The 16016-nt window shown below is 63.6% G+C and carries 16 protein-coding genes; 3 read left to right on the top strand and 13 right to left on the bottom strand.

The window, feature by feature from the left end:
* Window positions 1-180: 180 nt before the first annotated feature.
* The 7 genes from cysS to BMX04_RS02350 all read right to left on the bottom strand — a co-directional run bounded on the left by cysS (window position 181) and on the right by BMX04_RS02350 (window position 6787).
* Window positions 181-1593: a cysteine--tRNA ligase gene (gene cysS, locus BMX04_RS02380; protein WP_074784833.1), complete on the bottom strand. Its 1413-nt coding sequence runs from the start codon at window positions 1591-1593 to the stop codon at window positions 181-183.
* Window positions 1594-1668: 75 nt separating this feature from the next.
* Window positions 1669-2445, bottom strand: coding sequence for an ABC transporter ATP-binding protein (locus BMX04_RS02375; protein WP_074784832.1), 777 nt, complete (start codon window positions 2443-2445; stop codon window positions 1669-1671).
* The gene (locus BMX04_RS02370) at window positions 2442-3464 is read right to left on the bottom strand and encodes a FecCD family ABC transporter permease (RefSeq protein WP_074784831.1); all 1023 of its coding nucleotides are present in this window, start codon (window positions 3462-3464) and stop codon (window positions 2442-2444) included. Before BMX04_RS02370 ends, BMX04_RS02375 begins: the two co-directional genes overlap by 4 nt.
* Window positions 3437-4438, bottom strand: coding sequence for an iron ABC transporter substrate-binding protein (locus BMX04_RS02365; protein ID WP_244888456.1), 1002 nt, complete (start codon window positions 4436-4438; stop codon window positions 3437-3439). Before BMX04_RS02365 ends, BMX04_RS02370 begins: the two co-directional genes overlap by 28 nt.
* A gap of 39 nt (window positions 4439-4477) precedes the next feature.
* Window positions 4478-4957, bottom strand: a complete 480-nt coding sequence (tsaA, locus tag BMX04_RS02360) for a tRNA (N6-threonylcarbamoyladenosine(37)-N6)-methyltransferase TrmO (protein WP_074784829.1) — start codon at window positions 4955-4957, stop codon at window positions 4478-4480.
* Between the two features lie 4 nt (window positions 4958-4961).
* Window positions 4962-5678 carry an RlmE family RNA methyltransferase gene (locus BMX04_RS02355; RefSeq protein ID WP_050661899.1) on the bottom strand — a complete coding sequence of 239 codons (717 nt, stop codon included), beginning with the start codon at window positions 5676-5678 and terminating at the stop codon, window positions 4962-4964.
* Window positions 5678-6787: a Ppx/GppA phosphatase family protein gene (locus tag BMX04_RS02350; RefSeq protein ID WP_050661898.1), complete on the bottom strand. Its 1110-nt coding sequence runs from the start codon at window positions 6785-6787 to the stop codon at window positions 5678-5680. The genes BMX04_RS02355 and BMX04_RS02350 overlap by 1 nt, the downstream gene beginning before the upstream one ends.
* Window positions 6788-7022: 235 nt before the next feature.
* On the opposite strand from BMX04_RS02350, the gene BMX04_RS02345 reads away from it, so the two are divergent.
* The 3 genes from BMX04_RS02345 to BMX04_RS02335 are packed head-to-tail and all read left to right on the top strand — an operon-like array spanning window position 7023 to window position 9350.
* The gene (locus tag BMX04_RS02345; RefSeq protein ID WP_050661897.1) at window positions 7023-7319 is read left to right on the top strand and encodes a virulence factor; all 297 of its coding nucleotides are present in this window, start codon (window positions 7023-7025) and stop codon (window positions 7317-7319) included.
* A 30-nt stretch (window positions 7320-7349) separates the two neighbouring features.
* Entirely contained in the window at window positions 7350-8276 is a 927-nt protein-coding gene (locus BMX04_RS02340) for a methylenetetrahydrofolate reductase (RefSeq protein ID WP_074784969.1), read from the top strand.
* A 9-nt stretch (window positions 8277-8285) separates the two neighbouring features.
* Complete coding sequence (locus BMX04_RS02335) at window positions 8286-9350, top strand: methyltetrahydrofolate cobalamin methyltransferase (RefSeq protein ID WP_074784828.1); 1065 nt, start codon at window positions 8286-8288, stop codon at window positions 9348-9350.
* A 117-nt stretch (window positions 9351-9467) separates the two neighbouring features.
* Here the strand turns inward: BMX04_RS02335 and BMX04_RS02330 are convergent, their stop codons facing one another.
* The 6 genes from BMX04_RS02330 to BMX04_RS02305 form a co-directional block, all read right to left on the bottom strand.
* A complete protein-coding gene (locus tag BMX04_RS02330) occupies window positions 9468-10307 on the bottom strand; it encodes an ATP-binding protein (RefSeq protein ID WP_074784827.1) in 840 nt (279 codons plus the stop codon).
* Window positions 10308-10319: 12 nt separating this feature from the next.
* Complete coding sequence (gene tatC, locus BMX04_RS02325; RefSeq protein ID WP_074784826.1) at window positions 10320-11225, bottom strand: twin-arginine translocase subunit TatC; 906 nt, start codon at window positions 11223-11225, stop codon at window positions 10320-10322.
* The gene (tatB, locus tag BMX04_RS02320) at window positions 11222-11737 is read right to left on the bottom strand and encodes a Sec-independent protein translocase protein TatB (protein ID WP_074784825.1); all 516 of its coding nucleotides are present in this window, start codon (window positions 11735-11737) and stop codon (window positions 11222-11224) included. The genes tatC and tatB overlap by 4 nt, the downstream gene beginning before the upstream one ends.
* A gap of 7 nt (window positions 11738-11744) precedes the next feature.
* Complete coding sequence (locus tag BMX04_RS02315; protein WP_074784824.1) at window positions 11745-11969, bottom strand: twin-arginine translocase TatA/TatE family subunit; 225 nt, start codon at window positions 11967-11969, stop codon at window positions 11745-11747.
* Window positions 11970-12127: 158 nt separating this feature from the next.
* Entirely contained in the window at window positions 12128-13255 is a 1128-nt protein-coding gene (gene prfB, locus BMX04_RS02310; protein ID WP_050661891.1) for a peptide chain release factor 2, read from the bottom strand.
* Window positions 13256-13443: 188 nt separating this feature from the next.
* Window positions 13444-15954, bottom strand: coding sequence for a penicillin-binding protein 1A (locus tag BMX04_RS02305; protein WP_074784968.1), 2511 nt, complete (start codon window positions 15952-15954; stop codon window positions 13444-13446).
* Window positions 15955-16016 lie beyond the last annotated feature (62 nt).

Here is a 16016-nt window from a genome sequence, read left to right as displayed (position 1 = left end):
AGGCGCGGCACGCGCCGCCGCGCGAGCGCCCGACCGCCCCCCGGGCGGGCGCTTCTGCAACGTCGCAACCCGAATAACCGTCACAGTAGGCGGCACCATAAAGTGCTCCCCACAAAACGAGCAGCGCCCCCCCACGGTCGGGCCCTCGCGCGGCTTGCAGGCGGTGTGCGGACAGGCGCGTCACTTCAAAGACTCCAGCTTGGCGGGGTCGAAGTCCCACCCGAAATCATATTCCACGCCGCCCTTACTAATCTTCAATTCTACGCCAGCCTCGACCAATGCCGCTTTGATCGCGTCCGCTGTCTTCCAGTCCTTTAACGCTCTTGCCTCCTGCATGCGGCCAATCAAAATCCCTATCTGGTACTGTTCCTTATATAGGTGTTCCGCATGAAGATGCTCAGCATCCCTCCAGCTGGATGAAATGCCCAACAAGTCTAACGTCACCAATAAACGAGAACTATCATCGCTCGATTCAAAATTATCAGCGTGGTCTTGGAGCAGCTTGATTGCCAAATGAGTATTCAAGTCATCACACAAAGCTGCGACGACGTCTTCATAAGGCTCATGATAGCGGTCGACTCCGTCCGACCACCGCTCACTGCCCTCAGCAATCTTCCTCAATTTTCGCAGTGTTCTTCCTGCCTCCCGCGCCTTCTCCGCCGTCCAGTCCATCGGCTTGCGGTAATGCGTGCTCAGGAACACGAACCGGATCACCTCCCCCGGTATCCCCTGATCCAGCAAATCCCGCACCGTAAAGAAATTGCCCAGGCTCTTGGACATCTTCTTGCCCTCGACCTGCAGCATCTCGTTGTGCAACCAGTAGCGCGCGAAATCCCCCTGCGGATGGGCGCAGCAGCTTTGGGCGATTTCGTTCTCGTGGTGCGGGAACATCAAATCGTTGCCGCCACCGTGAATGTCGAAACTCTCGCCCAAGAGTTCATAGGCCATCGCCGAGCATTCGATATGCCAGCCCGGACGACCCCGCCCCCAAGGGCTCTCCCACCCCGGTTGCCCCTCATCCGACGGCTTCCACAACACGAAGTCCATCGGGTTGCGTTTATAAGGCGCCACCTCAACCCGCGCGCCCGCGATCATGTCATCGACCGTGCGCCCCGACAGCTTGCCATAGCCCTCGCGCCAGCTATCCACGGCAAAGAGCACATGTCCCTCGGCCTCATAGGCGTGGCCCTTGGCGATCAAATCCTCGATCATCGCCACCATCTGCGGGATATACTGCGTGGCGCGCGGCATGTGGTCGGGCTCCAGCACGCCCAGTTCCGCCATGTCGTCGAGAAACCACTGCGTCGTCTCCGCCGTGATCTCGCCAATCGCGCGCCCGCTCTCCGCCGCGCGCGCGTTGATCTTGTCATCCACATCGGTGAAGTTGCGCACATAGGTCACATGATCCGGCCCATAGACATGCCGCAGCAGCCGATACAGCACATCGAACACCACCACGGGCCGCGCATTGCCCAGATGCGCCCGGTCATAGACCGTCGGCCCACAGACATACATCCGCACGTCATCCTGATCGAGAGGCGCGAACACCTCCTTCTTGCGGGTGCGGGTGTTGTGCAGCTTGATCGTGGTCATTTTCGCCTCATGCGCCTGTCCTGCGCGGGCTTAGCAACTTCGCGCCGCCTTGAAAACACGCAAAAGCCGCGTCGGTCAGCCGCGCAACGCGGGCAGACAGACGCGCCGCCCGCTCTCCGTCATCTCCACCGCGACCGGCAGGCCATAGACCCGGCTCAGCGCGGCACCGCTCAGCACCGTCTCGGCAGCGCCGTTGCCGATGATCCGGCCATCGCTCATCAGCACCACGTCGGCCCCGAGCGCGAAGGCCTGATCGGGGTCATGGGTCGACAGGATTACGCCCTGCCCGGCCTCTTGCGCCAGCCCCGCGATCTGCGCCAGCACCTGCGCCTGATTGCCGAAATCGAGGCTCGCGGTCGGCTCGTCCATCACGATCAGCGGGGCCGCCTGCGCCAAGGCCCGCGCAATCAGCACCAACTGCCGCTGCCCGCCCGACAGGCGCGAGTAATCGCGCGCCGCCAGATCACCGATGCCCAGCCGGTCGAGTGCCGCTTGCGCCGCGGTCCTGTCCGCCGCCCCCGGTTGCGCGAAGGCCCCAAGCCGCGCGGTGCGCCCCATCATTACCACTTCCAGCGTCTCGAATGGAAAGGGCGGCGCATGGGCCTGCGGTACATAGGCGATGCGCCGCGCGATCTCGGCTCGCTTGAGCCGCGCGATAGGGTCGCCCCCCAGCAGCACCTCTCCGCCAAGCGGCGGCAACAGCCCCAGAAGCGTGCGGAAAAGCGTGGTCTTGCCACAGCCATTCGGCCCAAGCAGGCAGATCACCCGCCCCGGCGCGACCGAGAGCGTCAGACTGCTGCCCACTACCTCGCGCCCATAGCCGATGCTAAGATCGCGCGCCTCCAGCCTCATGACCAGCCGCGCCGTCCGCGCGCCAAAAGCCAGACGAAGAACGGCGCGCCGATCACTGCCGTCAGGATACCCAAAGGCACCTCGATCGCCGCAATGCTGCGCGCCGCCGTATCCACCACCAGCAGATAGCCCGCCCCGATCAGTACCGAGGTCGGCAACAACCGGCCAAAGCCCGGCCCCACCAGCATCCGCGCGATATGCGGTATGACGAGGCCAACCCAGCCCACGACGCCTGCCAGCGCCGTCACACTCGCGGTAATCAGCGTGGCCGCCGCGATCACCAGAAACCGTGTGCGCCCCGCCTCGACGCCAAGCGCACGCGCCTCTTCATCGCCCAATGACAGCACGTTGATCCGCCACCGCAACAGCACCAGCGGCACGAGGCCGAGGGCCACGGCGGGCAGCGCGGGCAGGATATCGGCCGAGGTGACCGAGGCGAGCGAGCCCAGAAGCCAGAAGGTGATCGCGGGCAATTGGTCATAGGGATCGGCCAGCACCTTCAAGAGCGAGGTCGCCGCCCCGGCCAGTGCCCCGATCACCACGCCCACCAGCACCAGCGTCAGCGTGCGGTCGGTGTTGCGCACCAGCCCTGCGACCAGCGTGACGAACCCCACCGCCGCCATGCCGCCCGCAAAGGCCGCGCCCTGAATTGCCGCCACCGGCAGTGACAGGAAGATGCCTGCCACAGCCCCCAGCCCCGCCCCGGCAGAGACCCCGAGGATGTCCGGTGACACGAGGGGATTACGAAAGAGCGCCTGATAACTCGCCCCCGCGGCCGCCAGTGCCGCCCCCACCAGAAGTGCCGCACCGATCCGCGGCAGGCGGATGTTCCACACCACGATTTGCGCCTGCGCCTCACCGCGCCCCAATAGCGCCGCCAGAACCTCTCCGGGTGTCAGGCCATAGGGGCCGATCATGAGTGCTGCGAAGCACAGGGCAACAAGCCCGACCACCAGCCCCGTGGTCAGGCTCCACGCCAGCGGCGGCGCGCTCACTCGGGCGGTCGTCCCTCGGCCCATTCCAGCAGCCTCTCCAGCGCCGGATCGTCGAGGCGCACGTGATAGTAAAGCTCGTAGAAATCCCGCGTCTCGGCGCGCAGATCGCCCTGCCAGCGGTCCGGGTAAAGCAGTCCCGCCATCCAGATCAGCCCCATGATCCGATTGAGCGAAGGCGGCCGGTCGATCCAGCCGAAGGGTGCCGTGGGGGCAAGATGCACGCGCCCCTCCTGCACCGCCCCGATTCCCTGCCAGAGCGGATCGTCGAAGACCGAGGCAAAGAAATTGCGATCCCATGTCACGATGATCTCGGGGTTGGCGACGATCACCTGCTCCATCGAAGCGCGCACAAGCCCGCGGGTCGCGCCCCCGTCATCGGCCACGTTGCGCCCGCCCGCGCGCTCGATGATCTCGGTGTTGATCGAGCCTTTCATGCCGGTCTCAAGACCCTCGGGGCCGCGCGCGAGGTAAACGCGCGGGCGCTCCGCCTCGGGCATATCGTCAAGGATCGCGTCGATCCGGGCAAAGACCTGCTCGACATGGCTTGCCAGTTGCTCCGCCCGCTCCGGCACGCCGAGGATATCACCCATGAGCCGCAGCGCGGCGGGCGTGTTCTCGAACCGTCCGTCGATCAGCACGTAAGGAATGCCGGTCTGCGCCTGCGTTCGGTCGGCCAGATCGACATACGTGTCGCGCACCGAGCCGAAATCAAAGATCAGATCGGGCGCGATCTGCAAAACCCGCTCAAGATTGGCCTCGCCACCCCGGCCGGTCAGTCGCCCGGTCTCGGGCAGATCACGCCAGGGTTCTGCCAGATAGGGCCGCTCATACTCATGCGGTGCGCGCGGCCAACCGGTCATCGCCTCGGGCTTGAGGATGTAAAGCAGGATCGCGGCGGGCGGGCCGGCGGCAAAGACCCGCTCGACCTGCTCCGGCACCTCGACCACCCGGCCCGCGCTATCGGTCACCTCGCGCGCCGCGACCGGTGCCGCAATCATCAACAAAAGGCATAATAACAATCGCATGGGGGCCATTCCTCATCCATCCGCCGGTTTCATCGGGGCCTTGGGCGTAAATTCGCAACGGTCAGGCTTGATGTCGATCAGCGGTGTGCCGTCCAGACAATCGAGCCCCCGCACCACCAGCGCCCCAGGTTCCACAGTCACCAGCCGCACCTGCGAGGTGCCGATGGGGTTGGGCCGCTGCGGCGAGCGTAGCGCGAAGGTGCCGAAATAGCGCGTGCCGTCGCCCTTGGGGTTCTGCCGCACCAAATCGCGGCGTGAGCGATCGAGCCAATAAAGGAGTTCCAGATGCGCATAGGCCCCGACCCCCTCCAATGCCGCCTGCCACGGCTCGAAAACTTCGATCCGGCAATCAGGGCCATCGAGCCGCCCCTGTCGCGGGCATTCCTCACGCCGCGTCCAGGGGGTGCAGATGCGCCCGATGAACTGCAGTCCGGCATCGCGCGCGTCGGGCGTTTCCGTCACCACCTCCCCCTCGCGCAGCCGCGTCTCCATCGTCCTACCCCTTGAACCCTGTCGCCACCACGAACTTCTCGGAACTGTCCGCGCGCGAGGCGGGCGGCTTGACATTCGCCACCTTGGCAAAGCGCTGCTTCAACAGCTTCTGAAGCTCTCCCTCTGCGCCGCCGGCCAGCACCTTGGAAACGAAGGTGCCGCCCTCTTCCAGCACGTCAAAGGCCAGATAGGCCGCCGCCTCACAGAGCGCGATGATGCGCAAGTGGTCGGTCTGCTTGTGTCCCGATGAGGACGCCGCCATGTCCGACATCACCACATCCGCCTTGCCGCCAAGCCAGTCCTTGACCTTGTCGTCCGCGCCGTCGTCCATGAAATCGAGCTGATGGAGTTCCACGCCCGCAATCGGCTCCACCTCTTGCAGATCGACACCCAGAATGCGCCCCTGCGCCTTGCCCGCCTTCTCGCCAAGAGCATTGACGCGCGGCACCGCTACCTGACACCAACCGCCTGGTGCACAGCCCAGATCGACCACCCGCGCGCCCGGCACGAGAAAGCGGAACTTGTCGTCGAGTTCCATGATCTTGAACGCCGCGCGTCCACGATAACCCTCCAACTGCGCGCGCTTGACATAGGGGTCATTGAGCTGCCGTTGCAGCCAGCGGGTCGAGGACGCCCGCCGCCCCCGAGCCGTCTTGACCTTGACCGTCAGGTCGCGCTGTCCACGCCCCGAAGTGTTCTTGCCGTCCGGCCCCTTTGCCATCAGTCGTCCCCGTCCATCAATACACCATCCGCAGCCATCTGCGCGTAGAGCATCCCCTCGCGCAACCCGCGATCCGCCACGCTCAGGCGGTCCGTGGGCCAGCACCGGAGCAGCGCCTGCAGGATCGCCGCCCCCGACATGATCAACGCCTGCCGATCCTGCCCGATCCGCGGGTCACGCCGCCGCCCCGCCGGACCAAGCGCGAGGTAATTGCGGATCACCTTGTCGATCTCGTCGCTGGTCATGGTTAGCCCATCCACCTTGTTGCGGTCATATCGCTTCAACCCCAGATGGCTCGCCGCCACTGTGGTCACCGTGCCGCTCGTGCCGACGATCTGAAACCCCTCGCGCGTCTGCTCGTCCTTGTAGGGGGCGAACTCGGCCAGGTTCTCTTCAAAGAACCAGCTCATCAGCGCAAAGCGCGCGCTGTCATCCTCGACATCGCGGAACTGATCGCGCAGCGTCGCCACACCCAACGGGACGCTGATCCAGTCCACCACCCGCGCGCCGGGCCGCCCGTCCGGGCATTGAAACCCCAGATGCATCCGCATGATCGCGCGGCGACGCTCTGGCTGTGGCACGTCGCGCAGGTCGATCCACACAAGTTCTGTTGACCCGCCGCCGATATCCACCACCAAGAGCTGCTCGGTTCCGGCGCTCACCAAGGGCGCGCAGGACACAACCGCCAGCCGCGCCTCTTCCTCGGGCTTGATGATATCGAGTCGCAGCCCCGTCTCACGCTCGACCCGGGCCATGAAATCCGCGCCGTTGCTGGCGCGCCTGCACGCCTCGGTCGCCACCAGCCGCATCTGCGTCACCCGGTGCCGCTTGAGCTTTTGCCGACACACCCGCAGCGCCTGAATGGTCCGGTAGATCGACGCGCGCGACAGCTTGCCCGAGCGTTCCAGCCCGGCCCCCAGTTGCACCGATTTCGAGAAACTGTCCACGACTTTGAACTGCGTGCCCTCGGGACGGGCAATCAGCATGCGACAACTGTTTGTTCCCAGATCCAGTGCCGCATATAGCGACGGCTGATCCGGCAGGCTCAGTGCGGGGCTCTCAACCGGTTTCGGGATCGCGCCCGCACTTTCGGGACGCTTGGGCGCCATGACAACACGCCCTCCATTTCAAGTTGCCTCCAAGGTAATCTCATCCCGCCGCCCGCGCAAGCGTTGCAATGATCCGATGAAGATCATGAATCATTTTCCCAATCGCGCCCATGGCCCCCCGATTGCGCCCCGGCTATTCTCGCGACGTCGCATGACGCTTCCGTTCTGTCGAAATCATGCACTGACACGTGCCTGCCCTGCATTAGTTAGAGGCCTTGAGGAGAAAGGAATCAGCATGGTTGACGTCACCATCGTTTATTGGCGAGACATCCCCGCGCAGGTCATCGTCGGCAAGGGGCGTCGCGGCAGCAAGGTGCAATTGCCCGAACGCTTTGAGCAGGCCATCGACCGGGCCGCGATGAAGACGGGTGCCGCAGGCACCGACGACTACCTCGCTGAATGGCGCAAGGCTGATCCCTATCCCGTGGAAGGCGAGCCCGACGCCGTCGCCAAATCCGAGGCGGCGCGGCTCGATGCAGAGTATGATCAGGATCGCATCAAGACCCTGATCGCCAACAATGGCTGGGCGTGAATGCGCCCCGGTTCGATATGGGAGGCCGCAATGGCACTTTTGAACTTCAAGAAGCGTGAGAAATTCACCCTGGCCAACGCACAGCTGGAGGCGTTCCTTCAGGGCTATTCCATCGAGGTGATGCCGCGCACCGCCGAGAAGGTCGAGAATTTCCGCGACCTCCTGCCCGAAGGTACCCGCGTCTACATCGCCCATATCGAAGGCACGCCGATCGACGAGATGGTCGCCACCGCCAAGCGCCTGTCGCGCGAAGGCTATCCGGTGATGCCGCACTTCCCGGCGCGTATCATCAAGGACCGCGCCACGCTGGCCGACTGGATCGCGCGCTATCAGGGAGAGGCCGGCGTCGATCAGGCGCTGCTGCTCGCCGGTGGCGTCGAGAAACCGCACGGCGATTTCCACGCCTCCATGCAACTGCTGGAAACCGGCGAGTTCGATCGCGCGGGCTTTAAACGCCTGCATGTCGCAGGCCACCCCGAGGGGAACCGCGACATCGACCCCGACGGCAGCCGCCGAAACGTCGACGATGCGTTGCGCTGGAAGCAGAAGTTTTCCGAAACCACCGACGCGCAGATGGCGCTCGCCACGCAATTCGCGTTTGACGCCAAGCCGATCATCAAATGGGCCGACGCGCTGCGCGAGGCAGGCATCACCCTGCCCATCCATATCGGCATCGCCGGACCGGCAAAACTCCAGACCCTGATCAAGTTCGCCATCGCCTGCGGTGTCGGCCCCTCTTTGAAGGTTCTGCAGAAACGCGCTATGGATGTCTCCAAGCTGCTCATGCCCTACGAGCCAACCGAGGTGCTCACCGAACTCGCGGCCCACAAGGCCGCCAACCCGGACTTCAACATCGAGCATGTGCATTTCTTCCCGCTCGGCGGGATCAAGGCCAATGCAGAATGGGCCATCGAAAACGGCGGGGCCGCAGCCACGCCCGCCAGCAAACAAGGATAACAACAGACCATGACCCGCACCATCGTCGAGAGCAAAACCAAGACCGCCGTGATCGGCTTTGACGAGCCGTTCTGCGTCATTGGCGAACGCATCAACCCGACCGGCCGCAAGAAACTCGCCGCCGAGCTGGAGGCGGGCGATTATTCTACCGTGGAATCCGACGCCATCGCGCAGGCCGCCGCCGGGGCCACGGTGCTCGATATCAACGCGGGCGTGGTCTATAACTCCAATCCTAACCCGAACGAGACCGAACCCCCGCTGATGACCGCCATCGTTGAGCTGGTGCAGGGTCTTGTCGATCTGCCGCTGTGCATCGACTCATCGGTTCCCGCGGCCCTTGAGGCCGGGCTTCAGGCCGCCCATGGTCGTCCGCTGCTCAACTCGGTGACCGGCGAAGAGGATCGGCTCGAATACGTGCTGCCGTTGGTCAAGAAATACAACGTGCCGGTCGTCGCAATCTCAAATGACGATACCGGCATCTCCGAGGACCCCGACGTCCGCTTCGCCGTCGCGAAGAAGATCGTCGAGCGCGCCGCCGATTTCGGCATCCCCGCGCATGACATCGTGGTCGATCCGCTGGTCATGCCGATCGGCGCGATGGGAACGGCCGGTCAGCAGGTCTTCACCCTCGTCCGTCGTCTGCGCGAGGAACTGGGCGTCAACACCACTTGTGGGGCTTCGAACATCTCCTTCGGCCTGCCTAACCGCCACGGCATCAACAACGCCTTCCTGCCCATGGCCATGGGCGCGGGCATGACCAGCGCCATCATGAACCCGATCGCGCTGCCGGTGAAACAGGCCGAGATGGAGGCTAAAAAGGCCGAGATCGCCGCCGCCGGGCTGATCCTGCCCGATGACATGGACGACGAGACCTTCTGCCAGCTGTTCGGTCTGGGTTCGATGAAGCCGCGCGCGGGCAGGGAGATGGAGGCGATCATGGCCGCCAACTTCCTGACCAACAACGATCCGCACGGCGGCAACTGGATCAAGTTCAACAAGGCCCCGCCGAAGCCGGGCGAAGAAGTCCGCACCGGTGGCCGCGCAGGCTCCCGCAGCCGCCGCCGCCGCGCCTGAACCAGACCCACGCCACGCAAAACAAAACCCCGCCGCAAAGGCGGGGTTTTTCGTTACGGCGTATCTCAGTGCTGTCTGAAGGATGTGCTCAGTTTCAAGGGCAGCGTCGCAGTTGCCTCAAACTCTCACGCCCCGACGCCCCGCAAGATCGGTGAAATACTGCCACGCCACCCGGCCCGACCGCGCGCCGCGCGTGGCTTGCCACTCGATCGCCTCGGCGCGCAGGGTGGCGTCGTCGATCTCGACCCCATAGGCGTCGCAATAGCCGCGGATCATTGACAGGTATTCGTCCTGATCACAGGGATGGAACCCCAGCCATAGCCCGAACCGGTCCGACAGAGACACCTTTTCCTCAACCGCCTCGGAGGGGTTGATCGAGGTCGAGCGCTCGTTCTCGATCATGTCGCGGGGCATCAGGTGGCGGCGGTTCGAGGTGGCGTAGAACACCACGTTCTCGGGCCGCCCTTCGATCCCGCCATCCAGCACCGCCTTCAATGATTTGTAATGCTGATCGTCATGGCCAAAGCTCAGATCGTCACAATAGAGCAGGAACCGCGCGTCAGACCCGCGCAAGAGGTTCAGCAGACGCCCCACCGAAGGCAGGTCTTCGCGCTGCAACTCCACGATCTTAAGCGGCAGCCCCTCGGCGCGCACAGACGCATGCACGGCCTTGACAAGGCTCGACTTGCCCATGCCCCGCGCGCCCCAGAGCAGCGCGTTGTTGGCAGGCAGGCCCCGTGCGAATTGCTGGGTGTTGGCCAGGAGCGTGTCGCGTGACCGGTCGATGCCCACCAGCAATTGCATATCCACCCGGTTGACCGTCTCGACCGGCTCCAGTCGGTCGGGTGACACATGCCAGACAAAGGCGTCAGCGGCGTCGAACTGCGGCGCGCTCAGCGGCGCGGGCGCCATGCGCTCCAATGCGGCGGCAATACGGTCCAGCGGATCGGTGGTCATTTAGTGCTTGCCTCAGTCCTTGCCCTTGTCGGCCTCGGGATCGAACTCGGCCTGCATCTCGTCCTCGTCGGGGATGATCTCATCCTCGTCATCGAACCAAAGGCCCTGTTCGCGCAGTTCCGCTTCACGCTTGCGTTCAACCCGCTGCACCAGCTGGATCGACACCTCATAGAGACCATAAACCACGATAAAGAGAATGATCTGCGTAATGACATCAGGCGGCGTCACCAGCGCAGCCAGCAACAGAATACCCACCACCGCGTATTTACGCACCGAGCGCAGGCCCGGCGCGCTCACCAGACCCGCCTTGCCCATCAGCGTGAGCAGAACAGGAAGCTGGAAGCACAGCCCAAAGGCCACGATGAACTTGATCGTGAGGTTGAGGTACTCCTGCGCGGAGCCCTGGAACACCACCGACAGAGGGGCCGCATTCTGACCGCCCTCGACAGCCTCGCCCTGCCCGCCGAATTGCTGGAAGCCGAGGAAGAAGTCGTAGGCCAGCGGCGTGACCACGTAGAATGCAAAGGACGCGCCGAGGAAGAACATGAACGGCGAGGCCACGAGAAACGGCAGGAACGCGCCTTTCTCGGATTTATAGAGCCCCGGAGCCACGAACCGCCACATTTGGTTGGCGATATAAGGAAAGGCGAGGATGAACCCGCCCAGAAGCGAGACCTTGATCGCGACGAAGAACCCCTCTTGCGGCGAGATGAAGATCAGGTCGCAATCCTGCCCGCGCTCGGCCAGAACCTGGCAGAGTGGCGCAGTAAGAAAGTTGAAGATCGGGGTGGCGACGGTGAAACAGATCACCATGCCGATGATGAAGGCGACGACAGAATGGATCAGACGGTTGCGCAACTCCGCCAGGTGCTCGATCAGCGGTGCGCTGCTGTCTTCGATCTCGTCGGGGGTGCTCATGCCTTGTCCTCGGCCTTCGCCGCGGCGGTCTTGCTGGTCTTGGCTTTAGCCTTGGTTTTGGGCTTTGGCTTTGGCTTGGCGGGCTTGCTGTCGGTCGGTTCCGTGGCCTGCGCCTCGGCGGCGGCTTTTGCCTCGGCCTCGGCAGCATGACGCGCTGTGGCCATTTCGGCGGATTTCTCACGGATCTTGTCAGCCTGCGCCTGCCGCTCGGGGCTGAGCGCGGGCGTGTCGACCGTGGTCAGGTCGCGGGTCGCATTCTCGGTGGTCTTCTTGACCTCGTCCATTGCCGTTTTCATCGGGTTGGACGCAGCCTTGAAGCTTTTCTGAATGTCGTTCACGCCGGATTGATCGGCGGCGTCATTCATCGCGCGGCTGAATTCGCGTGCCATGCCCTTGGCCTTGCCCACGAATTTGCCCACGGCCTGAAACATCCCGGGCAGGTCCTTGGGGCCCACGACGATCAGTGCCACGATGCCGATGAGCAAAAGCTCGGTCCAGCCCAGGTCCAGCATTTAAGGTTCAGACCTTGTCTTTTTCGTCGGTGGGGGTCACGTTGCGGGCGGTTTCATCCTCGTCCTTGGACTCGTCATCGAGTTCCTTGGTGCCGTCAGCGACACCTTTCTTGAATGAGGTGATGCCCTTGCCCACTTCGCCCATCAGCGAGGAAATCTTGCCGCGACCGAAAAGCACCAGCACCACCACGGCGATGAGAAGAAGGCCGGGAAGGCCGATATTGTTCAGCATGTCTGTCTCTCCCTATCTCGGGGGTCCATGGATCGCCCCCGGGAATATCATTGGTTTATCTAGTCGTTCAAAGCGGCAGTTGGAAGCACCAATACGGGCGCGCCCCCGAAATCATGACAATTTTCGCGCGGCCATCCTAGGCGCGGCATGAAAAGCGGTCAATCATCCCCCTGCGCCTCAGCGCGGCTTTTGCCGCTAACGTTCTGCGCCAGCGTCGCGGCCATGAACGGATCGAGATCGCCATCGAGCACGCCCTTGGTGTCGGAGGTCTCGACCCCGGTGCGCAGATCCTTGACCATCTGGTAGGGTTGCAGCACGTAAGAGCGGATCTGGTTGCCCCAACCTGCGTCGCCCTTGTTGTCATGCGCCTCGTTGATCGCCGCGTTGCGCCGGTCAAGCTCTTGCTGGTATAGCCTTGATTTCAGAGCCTTCATGGCGATATCGCGGTTCTGGTGCTGCGATTTTTGCGAAGATGTCACCACAATTCCGGTCGGGATATGGGTGATCCGCACCGCCGAGTCGGTGGTGTTCACGTGCTGCCCGCCCGCACCCGACGAGCGATAGGTGTCGATGCGGATATCGGCAGGGTTCACCTCGACTTCGATATTGTCGTCCACAACGGGATAGACCCAGACCGACGAGAACGAGGTGTGCCGCTTGGCCGCCGAATCAAACGGCGAAATCCGCACCAGCCGATGCACGCCCGATTCCGATTTCAGCCAGCCATAGGCATTGTGGCCGCTGATCTTGTAAGCGGCGGATTTGATCCCCGCCTCTTCCCCCGACGACTCCGATTGCAACTCGACGGTGTAGCCGCGTTTTTCGGCCCATCGAACGTACATTCGCGCCAGCATCGACGCCCAGTCACAGCTTTCGGTGCCGCCCGCGCCCGCATTGATTTCGAGGAACGTGTCATTGGCATCCGCCTCGCCATCGAGCAGCGCCTCCAGTTCCTTGGCGGCGGCGACTTTGGCCAGCGAACGCAGTGCGGCCTCTGCCTCTGTGATGACCTCTTCGTCACCCTCCATCTCGCCCAGCTCGATCAGGCCCAGCTGATCCTCCATCTCCTGCTTGATGTTGTCATGCGTCTCCAGCGCGTCGACCAGCGCCTGCCGCTCGCGCATCAGCTTTTGCGCCTGTGCCGGATCATCCCAGAGCGTCGGGTCCTCGACCCGCGCATTGAATTCCTCCAGCCGGTGCCGGGCGGTCTCCCATCCCAGTCGCTGACGCAACAGCTCCAGCGATTTTTCGATCTCGGAAACGAGGGTTTGTGCTTCGGCGCGCATTGTCTGATCTGTCCTTGCCTGCTCAGATGCGGGTGATACCGCAGCGCGGCGGGCCGGGCAAGGGCAGCGCGTCGTAGCAGGGGCGGGCAGAAGAGAGGCTGTCATGGCCCGGCATTGGCCCTGGATTTACGCACCCGCGCGATACGCGGCCGTTAGACCAAACCCGCCACCGGCTCGCCCAACCACCCCTAGTACAACCCGCCCGAACTCATCGAGCCAAAGGTTGCCTTGCCGCCCACCTGCGCCTTTTCCCCGGTCGAGGTGGTCACGTCGCGCACCTGTTCGCGCGTACCTGCGCTATACAGATCCAGATCGTTGCCCATGGCGAACCCGCCATCGAACATCACGCCAAAGATCGGCTCCTCGCCGTCGCGGAAATACTCGGCCACCACATTCGGCCCCGAGGCATCGTCGGGCAGGCGCGCACCTGAAAACCGGTCGATCTTGATGAAGTGTCCCCCGGGCGGCACATCGAACGGACCACCGCCATATTTCGCGACCGCCTCTTTCATGAACTCCTGAAACACCGGCCCGCACAGCGACGCGCCATAGGCCCCGCTCCCCAAGCCGCGCGGCTGGTCATGGCCAATATAACACCCGGCTGCGATGTTGCTGGTAAAGCCCACGAACCACACATCGCGCGCGTCGTTGGTGGTGCCGGTCTTGCCTGCCACGGGCACCGGCAGGTTGATCGCCCCCGAGGCGGTGCCGCGATCCACCACGCCCTTCATCATCGAGGTCAGCTGATAGGCGGTGACGGCGTTCATAACCCGCTCGCGATCCGACACGATGCGCGGGCCGGTCCCCTCGGGCAGGCTGGGGTCGTTGCAATCCACGCATTGGCGCTGATCCTGCGAATAGACGGTGCGGCCATAGCGATCCTGCACCCGGTCCACGAGGCTGGGGCGCACCCGCTCGCCGCCGTTGGCGAACATCGCATAGGCCGCCACCATGTTGAACAGCGTCGTCTCCTCGGAGCCGAGCGAGTTGGCCAGGAACTTGCCCATGTTGTCATAGACGCCAAAGCGTTCAGCGTAATTCGCCACCACGTCCATCCCCACCTCTTGTGCAAGGCGGATGGTCATAAGGTTCCGCGACTGCTCGATGCCGGTGCGCAACGGCGTCGGACCGTAATACTTGTTCGACGAATTGCGAGGCCGCCAAAGCCCCTGCGGTGTGTCGATCTCGATCGGCGCGTCGATCACGATGGTGGCCGGGGAATAGCCACTGTCGAGGGCAGCGGCATAAACAAATGGCTTGAAGCTGGAGCCGGGCTGCCGCATCGCCTGCGTCGCGCGGTTGAATACCGAATGCTGATAGGAAAACCCGCCCTGCATCGCCAGCACCCGGCCCGTATTGACGTCCATCGCCATAAAGCCGCCCTGCGCCTCGGGCACCTGCCGCAACGTCCAGCGGATTAAGTCGCCGCTATCGTCCTCGGTCATGCGTCGCACATGCACCACGTCACCTGCATCAAAGGTTTCGTGAAAGTCCCCGGGAAGCCAGGCGATATCGCTGCGCGGCACCTCCTGCACGCCCTCGACGCCCTCGATGCCGATGCGCATCGCCTGATCGCCGGTTTCCAGCACCACCGCCGGATACCATTGGCCATTAAGGTCGATATCGCGCGGCACACGCAGATCGTTCAACGCGGCGCGCCATGCCTCCTCGGAGTCCAGCGCATCGGGCGGAATCGTCATCCCGGTGCCGCGCCACCTGCCCCGGCCCCGGTCATACTGCTCCAACTGACGACGCAGCGCGCGCGCAGCGTTCGCCTGCATCTCGGGGTCGAGCGTGGCCCGCACCGACAGCCCGCCCGAGAAAAACTCACCCTCGCCGAAATCCTCGCTCAACTGACGGCGGATTTCGTCGGTGAAGTAATCGCGCGTTGGCAGATCGGCGCTGAACGGCGGGAAATCACCATTCTGGACCGAGCGCAGCGGTGCCTCGCGCTCCGCGCGATACTCCGCCTCGGTCAGATAGCCGTTTTCCCACATCTCACGCAGCACGAAATTGCGCCGGTCGAGCAGGCGTTCTTTCTCGCGCACCGGGTGATAATCGCTCGGGGCCTTGGGCATGGCCGCTATCGTGGCGGCCTCATGCGGGACCAACTCGCGCAGCGTCTTGTTGAAATAGGTCTGCGCGGCTGCGGTGACGCCATAGCTGTTTTGGCCAAGAAAAATCTCGTTGAGATAAAGCTCAAGGATCTTTTCCTTGCTCAGCGTCTCCTCGATCCGCGTCGCGAGAATGATCTCCTTGATCTTGCGCTCCAACTGCCGATCGCCGGACAACAGAAAGTTCTTCATCACCTGCTGCGTGATGGTCGAGGCACCGCGCACATTGCGCCCGCGCGACTTGACCGCATCGACAATGGCGGACGCGATGCCCAAGGCGTCATAGCCGCCATGGCTGTAGAAGTTCTTGTCCTCGGCGCTGATGAAGGCCTGCTTCACCAGATCGGGAATATCCTCGGCGGGCGTGAACAGCCGCCGCTCGCGGGCGAACTCGTCGATGATGCGCCCTTCGCTGGAATAGATCCGGCTGATCGTGGGGGGCGTGTAATTGGCAAGGCTCTCATGGCTTGGCAGGTCCTTGCCATAAATATGCAGGACCGCACCGATGCTCAGCCCGACAATCACCACGACAAGGGTGATCAGGCTAAACACAGTGCCGAAAAGGCTCAGAATCGGTCGAAACACGCGCGCCCCCGCTGGATGGATGCGCCCCATATAGGCATGCAGGGGGCACGGGTCAAAAGGAT

The organism is Roseovarius tolerans, assembly GCF_900109855.1.
In the GTDB taxonomy this organism is placed as follows: Bacteria; Pseudomonadota; Alphaproteobacteria; order Rhodobacterales; family Rhodobacteraceae; genus Roseovarius; species Roseovarius tolerans.
The sequence above is the reverse complement of the archived record's forward strand: the minus strand, read 5'-3'. Positions and strand labels throughout refer to the sequence as shown.